Source organism: Nocardia sp. NBC_00508 (assembly GCF_036346875.1).
Taxonomy (GTDB): Bacteria; Actinomycetota; Actinomycetes; order Mycobacteriales; family Mycobacteriaceae; genus Nocardia.
Genome location: NZ_CP107852.1, coordinates 2,522,721 through 2,533,049 on the forward strand (window position 1 = coordinate 2,522,721; position 10,329 = coordinate 2,533,049).

The following is a 10,329-nucleotide window of genomic DNA, read 5'->3' on the forward strand; positions in this document are numbered from 1 at the left end:
CCATGGCGTCAACGACGGCCGACCGGGCCACACAGGTTTCAGCTCCGCCGCTGCACTCCCGACAATTCTGGTTGTTCCGGACTCTCCCGCTTCGCCTGGTACTCCCAGTATTGCTGCTGGCCATCGTCGTTGCGCTGATCGCGGTGGCGTTCGACGCGCCGACCTATGCCGCGGTCGCGGGCGGCGCGCTGATCGTGCTGCTCGGGCTGGTGCGCCGGCGCGGAACCTGCCTGGCCGCGTTTCTCGCCGAAGAATTCACTTTCCGGTGGCACGCGTTTCGCCACCGTTCGGCCGCGGTCAACCACGCGCCGTTCGACGTGCCGCTGCCCGACGGCGGCAGCTACGGCATGCGCTGGGACGGCACCCGGCTGATCACCGTACTGCGGATCGACGCGCAGCCGCGCGGCGTCACCCTGCTCAGTCCGAGCGGGCTGAACACCGGCGAGATGGTTCCGCTGCCCGAAATCGCCCGCTGCCTGCACCAATTCGATATCGGGCTGGCCTCGATCGACGTGATCAGCACCGGATCCCGCACCTCCGACGCGGGCCAGGTGGCCCGGCTCTACGAGCAGATCCTCGGGCCGCTGCCCGCGGTCGCGCACCGCACGGTGTGGGTCGTGCTCCGCTTGGATCCGCTGGCCAACGCTCCCGCGGTGGACCGGCGCGGCGGCGGCTCCACCGGAACCCTGCGCTCGGCGATCGTGGCCACCCGCCGGGTGGCCAACCGGCTGGCCGCCCGCGACCTCACCGTGTCGGTTTTGTCGGCCGCCGAAATCACCTCCGCGGTGCACGAATTGACCCGTGGCGCTGCTCTCGACCGGCTCACCGAGACCCAGCACGGCGTCGAGCACGACGGCATCCACTCGGCCGTCTATCGGATGGCGCCGGAGGCCCTCGGTCCACGCGGGCTCGCCGAGGTCTGGGCGACACCGAGTCTGGCGACCACCGTGACTTTGCGCTTGCGGCAGGCGACCGGGACGACCACGCGGCCGCACGACGCCGGGCCCGCCACCATCGCGGTGACCGCGACCGTTCGCTTCGATTCGCGTGTCCGGCCACTCGACGTGCATATCCCTGGGCTGCTGCCCATGTCGGGCAAACACCGCCGGGCGTTGTTGCAATACCTGCCGGTCGACACCCAGGGTCCGCAGCTGCCGATCGACAGCTACCTGGGCACGCCGGAATCCCTGGCCGATCTGTTCACCCCGATCACCGGATGCGGCCAGGTGATCGGCGCCGACTCCTCCGGCCAGGGTGTGGCGCTGCCGCTGGTCGGGCAGTACGTGCGCCGGGTCGAGATCATCGGGGCGCTGCTCATCGCCAAACAGGTGATCCTGCGGGCGATCGCGTTGGGCGCCACCGTGGTCGTGCACACCAATCGGCACGACGCGTGGCGCTCGATGGTGGCGTACGTCGACGCGCCGCACTCGCTGTCGCTCGCATCGTGGTCGGCCGGGTCGCAGCAGGCGAGCCTACATCGGTCGGCAACGGTATTCGTCTACGACGGCATTCCGCCGTCCACGCACCATTCCGACGCGACGGTCGTCGCGCTGCGTTCGGAGACGGACGGCGCCGAACCATTCGACGCCGACGTCACCCTGATCGAGGATCCCGAGACGGCGAACCTCGTCACCGTACGAACCGCGACCGGAACCGCCACCGTCTATATGGTCGCCACCCCGGCAGAGATGAACTACCTCGGCACGCCGATCGCGCTGTCGTACTGATTACCTCTCCTGAACCGCGAACCGTCGAACGGCCCGTCCGCCCTTACCGAGAACGGGCCGTTCGTGGTCTCTGCGGGTGCGGCTCAGCCGGAGAAGCTGTTGTACACCTTCTGGTCGGCGTGCTGAGCGTTGCCGAGCGCGCGGTCGACCGCGTCACGCAGCCGCTCCAGAATGTCGGCGGTGTCGCCGAATTCGGTGGTCCACGCGGTGTGTGCGGCGCGGAAACCCTCGGCAGACTCGTTGTCCTCCCACGCCACGTTGATCAGCTTGGCCGCGGCCTCCTCCAGATTGGAGATCTGGGTCTGCAGGCCGCGGTAGTGTCCGTCCAGCTGATCCATCAGCGGCACCAGGTACTTGGGGTCGTAGAGCATCTCGGGTCCTTTCGTAGGAGATGGGTCGGCGCCGCGCTCAGACCAGGTTGGTGAACGAGTCGACGTTCTCGGCGTCGACGTTGTTCTTCGTCTGGCTGCCCTCGAAGATCTTCGAGGTCATGTCGTCCAGCTTGCTGTTCAGGCGGGCGCCTTCGTCCTGCCATGCCTGAGCGGCCCGGCCGCACGCGTCGTTGGCGTCACCCTGCCAGCCCGGCTTGGCGGCCTCGATGTCGCTGCCGATGTTGCTGATCGTCGACTTGATCTGACCGACGGCCGTCATGAACTCGTTCACGACCTGGGCGGCCGCGGCATCGTCGAGACTTACCTTTGACATTTTGTGACCTTTCTTCGTCTGTCGTCATTCATGTTCACGGTTCACGTTTCCCGGGTTTTCGCACGCAGCTCTCGACGACGCGCGAGCTAGGGCATCCACCTTCCTCCGGGCAGGGATTCGACCAGGGCCGAAATCGCCTGCGCGATCCGGTGATCGGAGCCCGGGGTGAAGGTGGACCAGACCCGACGGTCCGCGGCGGCGCCGGGGCTGGCCGCGATACGACCCCGCGTGGTGTCGTACACGGCCACTGCCCCGGACGATCGAAGAGTCGCCCCGTCCTCGTGGGCGTAGGCGACGATTTCGGCGTGCGCCTGGCAGCTGGACATGGCGAGACCGAATTCGATCGCGTCGCGCTGGTCGACCACGCCGAGCGCGTACACCGCCTGGGTGAAATCGCTGGACGAGGTCGCGCCGTCGAGGCGGTCGCGCAATTCCTCGGACAGCGCGCTGAAGCTGGTGATCTCGGCGGGCGGGCAGCTGCCGAGCGCGGCGAGCACCGGGCGGGCGAGCGCCGCGCCGTCGTCGTCGGCCCAGGCCGTGCGTACGTCGAAGGCGTCGCCGGTGCGGACAGCCACCGCGTGCGCGCTGCCCCGGCGCGCCAAACAGACGCGCACCGGACCGGTTTCGGTGTAAATGCGGGCTACCAGTTCACGATCGGGCTGGGCCAAGGCGTGCAGAGCGGCGGCGAGTTCGGAGTCGAGTTCGTCGTAGCCGTCGACCAGCCCGGACGCACGCAACCCGGTGAGGGCCTGCCGCTGCGCTTCCTGCCAGGCCTCGGCCGAATCCTGCCGCGGGCCGACGCCCAGCACCAACGGCAGCGTCTGCACACCGACCAGGCCGGACGCCGCGAGCAGTCCATCGTTGGTCATCGTCGGCATACCGGCCTCCTCCCCCGTGGCGCGGACGCAACGCCGCCTCGCTGACGCGCCGCCGCGCCGCACCCCCTGGTGCTGTGCTCGATGGCCCGCTCGCCGCAATCGGGGACAGCACCGCCTCGCTGGCGCACAGTCGTGCCGCACCCTTTGGTGCAGTGCTCGATGGCCCGCTCGCCACAATCGGACGCAACGCCGCCTCGCTGGCGCACGGTCGCGCCGCGCCCGCTGGTGCTGTGCTCGATGGCTCTCTCGCTGTGATCGATCACGGTGCCGCCTCGGTATGTGCCGACTCCGGCCGCGCGGCTTGTTCGGGTGCTGCGCCCAGCACCGGCGGCGCCGCTTCGACACCCGTCTCGATCTGCAGGCCCTCGCCGGGACGCGGTGCCGCGGGCGCTCCCGCGCGGGCGGCACGTTCGGTGTCGCCCGCGGCCATGCCGGGAGCCATCGCACCGGGCACCATCCGGCTCGCCGCGTTGTCGGTGACGACCGGAGTCGGCTCCACCGGAACAACTTCCGGCGCGGCCACTGATTGCGACACCGTCTGAGCGTGGTAAGCGGTCTTCGCGCGCGGCATGGACAGCCCGACCCGGTTCGGCATGCCGCCGATGCGAGGGAAGCCCGCAGCGGCTACCGCAGCGGTGGTGGCCTGGTTCCCGCCTGCCTCGGCCTCCAGCGCCGCGGCGCTCGCGATGACCGGCGGGTGCTGCTGTTCCCATGGCGTGGCCAGCGGTGTGGCGGCCGCCTCATAGCTCTGCATCACCCGAGCCGCGTTCGCCTTCGCCAGGTCCTGTTCGGAATCGACCTGAGCCGCGGCCGCCACCAGCGGTGCGCCCAGGGCGGCACCCGCCTGCTCGATCCCGCGCTTCGCCGCTTCCAGTGCGGCGATCTCGACGACGTGCGGCATGGCAAGGCGCGCCACCTCGTGGGCGACCGCCTGCGCACCCGCCTTCGCGGCGTTCTGGCCGGCCGCCGCGGCGGCGTCGACCAGCCAGTCACGCAGCTTGGTGATGCGCTCCAGCACGGCTTCGCTTTCGCCGGACCGCCACGACTCACGGATCTTCGCCACGATCTGGTCGTATTCCACGACGGCCGCGCCGAAACTCGCGGCGAGCTTCGCCCATGCCGTGCTCGCGTCGGCCATCGGCGCGGCACCGGGTCCTGTGGTCAGATCCCGCGCCAATTGTTCGGTTGGCCTGGCCTGCCAGACCACACCGGTGAATCCGATTACCGGTGGTTCGACCATGCGCGCTCCGTGTCAGTTCGCTCCGAAGCCGGCGGCATTGTCGTCGTCCATCCGCACCAGCACATCGGTGTGGGAACGCAACGCCGCGGCCAGTTTTCGAATCTCCAGCACTCCGTCGGACGCGGCCTCGTCATAGGAGGACGCGACACCGCGCAACGTCTCCGCCGCGCGACCGGACACTTCGTCCGAGCCCGCGGGCTCGACGGCCAGCGCGGGCATGCTCAGCCGCAGATCGCTTTCCAGACGCGCGGCGAGCGCGTCCAGGTCTGCGGCGGACTTGCGGGCCAGGGTCGGATCGAATTCCATGACGTCCTCCTGTCAGAGGGTGAGCGACTTGTCCGGTGGCTCGGAGTCCAGTGGTTCGGAGACCCGTTCGGCCGCGCCGACCACCGGCAGCGAGGCGCCCTCGATTTCCCCCACGACCTCGTTGCCGTGCTGCTCGGTGACCAGTAGTCCACGCATACCGTCGGTGGTTTGCTCGCCCGAGCGCGCCATGCTCGCGGCCCCAGCCGCGCCTGCCATCGGCACCATGCCCGGACCGGAACCCATGCCACGCATCGCCGAAGCCGACGTGGTGGAAGCGCCTTCGGCGGCAGGCATGCTCGTGCCTGCGGCGCCGAACGATCCCGCTCCGCGCGCGCCCGCCCACGGGGTCAGTTGACGCGCAGGAGTTCCCGCTGCGCCGGCCGCACCGACGCCCGCCCCGAGGGGACCAGCACCTGCCACGCCGTCCGGGTGCTCGCCGTCCTTCAGCCGCTCCCGGTCCTTGTCGGCGTCCGAGATCGACTTCGGCACGTTCAACGCGGTCTGCGCGGCTTGCAACGCCTGCGCGCCGGTGGTCGCCATCTGCGTCAGCGGGCCGAGCAGCTGCATGAGCTGCGACACCGTCTGCATCGGGTCCACGTTCTCGGGCGCGTTGGTGACCGGCACTTTCTGCCCGGTCTTCGTCATCTCCGCGCTGTGCACGGTGAGTTCGCCGCGGGTCTTGGCGACGACGGTCGTTGCCTCGGCGAGCGTTTCGGTGGTCAGCGCGACCACGAAGAGCTGGCCGCCGGGGGTGCCGAGGAACGGCGCCGACGCGGCGAGCGAGGTCATGAACTTCGTGATGATCGCCGCCATCAGGCTCGCGCCCTGGAACACCGATCCCGCGGCCGCCGTGGTACCGGCCGAGGTCGCCGCGCTCTGGCTCGCGACCGCAGTGCCGTCGCTCGCCGCCTGGCCTGCCTTCTCCGCCGCCGATGTCGCGCCCATGCTCTGCCACAGCTGCATCACGACCTGCAGCGCCGAGGTGCCGAGCTGCATCGCGGTCTGCACCACGGTGGAGACCTGGGACAACACTTGCGCCGGGTCGAGCTGCGGCGCGGCGGGCAACTGCCCGGTGCCGAAGCTGCTCGCCAGATCGGTGAGCGGCTTGGCCAGCAGGGAGAGGTCGATCACCGGCAGCGGCGGAAACTCCGGCAGCGGCGGAAAACCCGAGATCTCCGGCAGCGGCGGTAGACCCATGTCCTTCAGAACATCGTTGACCGGCCGGTCGAGCATGGGCGCCACCGCGCTCTGGCGGAGCAGATCCAGAATGGACTGGTCGAGCGGGGCACTCATATCGATGTGCTGATCGACCCGAAGTCGCTGGCCGAGGCGTCATCGGTGAGGTCGTAGGTCGCGGCGCTCTCGTGCGCGGCCACCGCGGTCATGCCGTGCACATGCGCCAGCTCGGCGACCGACATCATGTTGTTGGCCTGCGCAAAGGCGAAGGCGGCGAGGAAATCCTGCCCGATCAGGCCGAAAACCGGGATGGCCGCGGCGATGGTGGCCGCTTGGTCGGCCGCGCCCGCCGCCGCGACATCGACGGCCATGGCCGCCGAAGCGTCGCCGTATCCGCGGATGGCGTCGGAAACTACAACGATCTCGTTCATCGGGAACCTCCGCTGCCGGAACATGATTGGCCCGCTCTTTTCAAATGTACCGGATCATCCCACCAGTCGGTCCGGTAATATTTCGTAAACACCGGTAGACAATTCCATGACATTTCAGGCACCTAATTCCTACGCGTATTCGGCTGCTTCTTCGTTGAAGCTGGTCACCAGCGCGCCGCGCTCGGCGAACGCCCCGCGGGCCGCCGCCGCCGCTGTGCTCACCAAGATCCGCTCGAACTCGGCGGGCGACAGTTTCGTGATCGCGCCGGACAGTTCGAGATCCACGAGCGCGCCGTTGCCGTCGACCACAGCGGTGACCGACCCATCGGGTGAGGTCTCACGCACACGGACCGCGGCCATCTGGTCGGCCAGATCGCGCATTCGGTTGAGCTGACGGTTAACTCGCGCCTCGAGCGCGTCCATTGCCTCGTTCATACCGACCGCCTCGTTCATACCGACCTGAGCCAGCTCTCCGGCTCGACCTCGTACTCGGCCTCGTCCACCAACTCCTGCCGCGCAACATCTTCCGGCTTGGGCAAGCCGGTCAATGCCAGAACTTCGCTGGTGAGCCCAGCCGCTTCCAATTCCGCCCTGCGAGCAAGCCCAGCGCGATTCGCCGATTGTTTGCATAATCTCAGGATTTCCCGCGCCAACTCGCCTGGCTCGCGCCGTAATTCCCCAGGTTCGACCGTAATACGGACCGGCAGTCCCTGTTCGGTGGTCTCAACCGAGATCGAGCCACTCCTGGACGCTGCTTTCCACATGGCACCCCTCATCCGCTCGTCGTACTTGCCAGTGTACGACCCGTTACCGACAAGTAGCACCCACATTTCTCGAGGCCCGGCCACACCCGAGCACTTCGATCACGAAAATGATCTCGGCGTTTCGAAATTGATCATGGTAGCGATCCTGCCCTTGCCCCACCGCGATAGAGGTTTTCACCTCATCGCGTACCTGCCATATCCCGCCGAGTCGCGCCAGCCGATTCAGCAATTATCGTCATAGGACCTGAACGCACAGTGAAGACGACTGGAACGGGGAGGCCATACTCCTTCAATTCTTCCAACGGACCACGAACTCCAGATCGGTGAATCGCCAGGACACGCGTATTGGTCCGCAACGTGTTTCGACACCGATTGCGTGATCGCCGATGTGTTCGATCGACTCCACATTGCGCGTCCGGAAGCGGAGGCCCCGGCCTGCTCGGCTACCGGCGTTCGTCCTTGATTGCACGGACCACAGCGGCGACCTCGGTGTTGATCATCGCGGTCAATCGAGCGGCGTCGGCGCCGGCCGCGACGGACGGAAGACTGGGAGTGCTCGCGTAGCGGCCGTCGTCCACCACGTCGCGCCAGCGGATCTCCCGGCGCGTGACGCCGCGCGGCCCGAACACCGAGCTGCCCTGGATCACCGCGATGGTCCCGATCGTGGTGGCCTCGGCCCCGAGGAACTTCTCCGACCGGTACGCGACGGTGTCGTCGAACGAATCCTCCACCGCGGATTCGCCGTACGCGTAGTCCATGTCGGAGCCGCTGTCCGTGGCGAGCACAACCTCCGGCAGCTTGCCCGCTCCTGCTTCCGGCATCCGCGCGACCACCGCATCGGCGAGTCCCACCGCGGTACACTCTGTCACTTCGAATCCGCCACTGTGCCAAATGGTTTCCCCCGGCAGCTGCTTGACGACGTATCCGGCGTCGCCGCGTCGCGCCGCGAGCAAGCGGACGCACTTCGTCGGATCGTCACGGTCCGTACCGTCCCAGCCATCCACCACGATGCGGATGTCCGGCCCGGCGAACGTCTCGAGGACCGCGCCGAAGGTGTGCTCCACCTTGTCCCGCAACGCTTCCCGAGTGCTGCTCTTTTCCAGCTCGAAGTCGTCGAGCAGCGGGGTGCGACTGGTGAAGACCAGCGGTGGCGGCAGCGCGTCCTTGGCGTGGCCCTCCCACAGCACGAAGAACTCGATGTCGGTGAACTTCCAGGTTCGCGTCATTTCTCCACGACCGGCTTGACGACACGCGGCGCATCGCCGAGCGCTTCTTCCAGGTGCTCGGTGGAGTCGAGGAACGTCGCTCGCTTGTGTCCCTGGCCGCCATCTCCCGCGCCTCGGCCCGCGGCTCCCGCGGCTCCGGGTGAACCGGGCATGCCCGCCGTCGGCGCCATGCCCGCACCACGGCCTACCGCCGTGCCTTCCACCGCGGCGGTGGCCGTGCTCGCACGCGGGAACAGTTTGGCGGCCTGCGTGAGGTCCTTGCCGACCGGCGCGCCCGGACCCGCGGCCCCGGGACCGGGTCCACCGGTGCCTTTCGGCAACCCGGTCTTTGGGTCGATCTCGGTGCCCGGCATCGTGGGTAAGCCCGCACGTTGACGATCCTGCAACGCCTGTTGCGCGGCCTGCTGGGCGGCCTGCATCGCTTGCTGGAGGCCCTGCTGTCCGGCCGCCATAGCCTGCTGCATCGCCTGCTGGCCCTGCTGTGCGGCCTGCTGTGCGGCCTGCTGCGCCTGCTGCTGCCGCGCGGTGGCCTGCTGCTCCCGCTGGAATTGGGCGGCATCCTGCTGCTGCCGGCGCGCCGCGGCCTGTTGCTCCCGCTGGAACTGCAGCGCTTCCTGCTGCTGCTGGCGTGCTGCGGCTTCGGCCCGGCGTTGCGCGTCCGCTTGCGCTTTCGTCTGCGACGTTCCCGGACCGGGGCCGGTGATCCCGGGGCCGGGAGCGATACCAGGACCTGGGGCGATGCCAGGACCGGGCTGCCCAGGACCGGGCTGCCCAGGACCAGGACCGGGCCCCTGGGGGGCGGTGACGGGAGTCAGCGCGGCGGGCAGTAGCGGAATCGCGTTGCTGGACGCGGTGATACCCGGCGCGTAGAAGGTGCTGAACGCGGTCCTGGCCTTCGGCAGCAGCTCGTCCCTGGCGTAAGGCTTGCCGACGTTCGCCCAGGGAGTGTGCGGCATGTTGATCTTGGTGGCCCACAGCCATCCCGAGGTGTACATGAGGTTGTCGCCGACCAGCCGCATATCGCCGGTCAGCTCGGTGACATTGCCCTGGTACGCGGTTGCCGCGGTGATCGCGCCCGCTGCGCCGTCGCCGGTCCACGAACCGTTCGACTGCAGCTGGGTCAGCTGATTCTTGAGGTTGGTGAAGACCGTTTCGAGCCGGTCGGCCATCCACTTCCAGGTGCCTGCCGCATCGGTCACTTCCGAAGCGTGGTCGCCGATGGACTGGCCCAGGCTGTAGTAGGTGTTGTACTCCAGCGCATAGGCGTTCTCGACGCGCACCGAGTTCTCGTCCCAGTGCTCGTCGCGCTGTGCGCTGTCGCGCGGCCGGTCCGGAGCCCGCTCCGGTGTCACCGCCGCGGTGTCCCGCTCCCGCGACGAGCTGACGTTTCGAAGACGCTCGTTCATGGCGGGTAGTTCGCTCCCGCTCGTCCAGTCCGGTCTTTGGGTCTCACCGGCGTCCGGCACGTGTGGAAAGTCCTGCCACTCGCCCCACCGTCCGTTCTTGATCCGGGTGAACGCCGCCTCCGAATCGGTCTCGCCGTCCCGGTACAACCGGCCCGCGGCGACGAACGTCTCCCCCATCTCGCTGAGGATGTTCTTGTGGTCTTTCAGCCGATCGTCCAGATCCCGACCGGCTTTGAAGAACTTGGACGCGAGCGCGGTGCCGGAACCCAGGTTCCCGAAACCCTGATAGTTCAGGACCCGCTCGACGGCGGTGTGCACGATCCCCGCCATCGTGAGCGCGTCAGCGACATTGATCGCGGCGGTCTCCGCGACGCCGTGGTCCACCGTGATCTTGCCGTCACGGGCCAACCCTTGCAATCCCGTCCATGGGTTCACTCCGTCGCCCACAGGTCCTGCTCCTGCCTATCCGT

The 10,329-nt window shown here is 68.4% G+C and carries 12 protein-coding genes; 1 reads left to right on the plus strand and 11 read right to left on the minus strand.

The genetic code is table 11. From position 1 onward, the window contains the following. Positions 1-2 precede the first annotated feature (2 nt). Positions 3-1,727, plus strand: coding sequence for a type VII secretion protein EccE (gene eccE, locus OHA40_RS11290; protein WP_330233003.1), 1,725 nt, complete (start codon positions 3-5; stop codon positions 1,725-1,727). Between the two features lie 83 nt (positions 1,728-1,810). Here eccE and OHA40_RS11295 read toward each other — a convergent pair whose 3' ends face one another. The 11 genes from OHA40_RS11295 to OHA40_RS11345 all read right to left on the minus strand — a co-directional run bounded on the left by OHA40_RS11295 (position 1,811) and on the right by OHA40_RS11345 (position 10,306). Further along, positions 1,811-2,098 (minus strand): WXG100 family type VII secretion target, encoded by a 288-nt coding sequence (locus tag OHA40_RS11295; RefSeq protein WP_330233004.1) that lies wholly within the window; start codon positions 2,096-2,098, stop codon positions 1,811-1,813. Between the two features lie 37 nt (positions 2,099-2,135). Beyond that, on the minus strand, positions 2,136-2,432 hold the full coding sequence (locus OHA40_RS11300; protein WP_330233005.1) for a WXG100 family type VII secretion target: 297 nt from the start codon (positions 2,430-2,432) through the stop codon (positions 2,136-2,138). A gap of 86 nt (positions 2,433-2,518) precedes the next feature. After that, a complete protein-coding gene (locus OHA40_RS11305; RefSeq protein ID WP_330233006.1) occupies positions 2,519-3,310 on the minus strand; it encodes an ESX secretion-associated protein EspG in 792 nt (263 codons plus the stop codon). 259 nt (positions 3,311-3,569) lie between these two features. Next, a complete protein-coding gene (locus tag OHA40_RS11310; protein WP_330233007.1) occupies positions 3,570-4,550 on the minus strand; it encodes a PPE domain-containing protein in 981 nt (326 codons plus the stop codon). 12 nt (positions 4,551-4,562) lie between these two features. Next, on the minus strand, positions 4,563-4,856 hold the full coding sequence (locus OHA40_RS11315; protein WP_330233008.1) for a PE family protein: 294 nt from the start codon (positions 4,854-4,856) through the stop codon (positions 4,563-4,565). Between the two features lie 12 nt (positions 4,857-4,868). Continuing rightward, positions 4,869-6,149, minus strand: a complete 1,281-nt coding sequence (locus OHA40_RS11320) for a hypothetical protein (protein WP_330233009.1) — start codon at positions 6,147-6,149, stop codon at positions 4,869-4,871. Then, positions 6,146-6,463, minus strand: a complete 318-nt coding sequence (locus OHA40_RS11325) for a type VII secretion target (protein WP_330233010.1) — start codon at positions 6,461-6,463, stop codon at positions 6,146-6,148. Before OHA40_RS11325 ends, OHA40_RS11320 begins: the two co-directional genes overlap by 4 nt. Before the next feature lie 129 nt (positions 6,464-6,592). Next, positions 6,593-6,898, minus strand: a complete 306-nt coding sequence (locus OHA40_RS11330; protein ID WP_330233011.1) for a YbaB/EbfC family nucleoid-associated protein — start codon at positions 6,896-6,898, stop codon at positions 6,593-6,595. Between the two features lie 14 nt (positions 6,899-6,912). Further along, entirely contained in the window at positions 6,913-7,227 is a 315-nt protein-coding gene (locus OHA40_RS11335; RefSeq protein ID WP_330233012.1) for a hypothetical protein, read from the minus strand. A 443-nt stretch (positions 7,228-7,670) separates the two neighbouring features. After that, on the minus strand, positions 7,671-8,453 hold the full coding sequence (locus OHA40_RS11340) for an ESX secretion-associated protein EspG (protein ID WP_330233013.1): 783 nt from the start codon (positions 8,451-8,453) through the stop codon (positions 7,671-7,673). Then, entirely contained in the window at positions 8,450-10,306 is a 1,857-nt protein-coding gene (locus OHA40_RS11345) for a hypothetical protein (protein WP_330233014.1), read from the minus strand. Before OHA40_RS11345 ends, OHA40_RS11340 begins: the two co-directional genes overlap by 4 nt. Positions 10,307-10,329 lie beyond the last annotated feature (23 nt).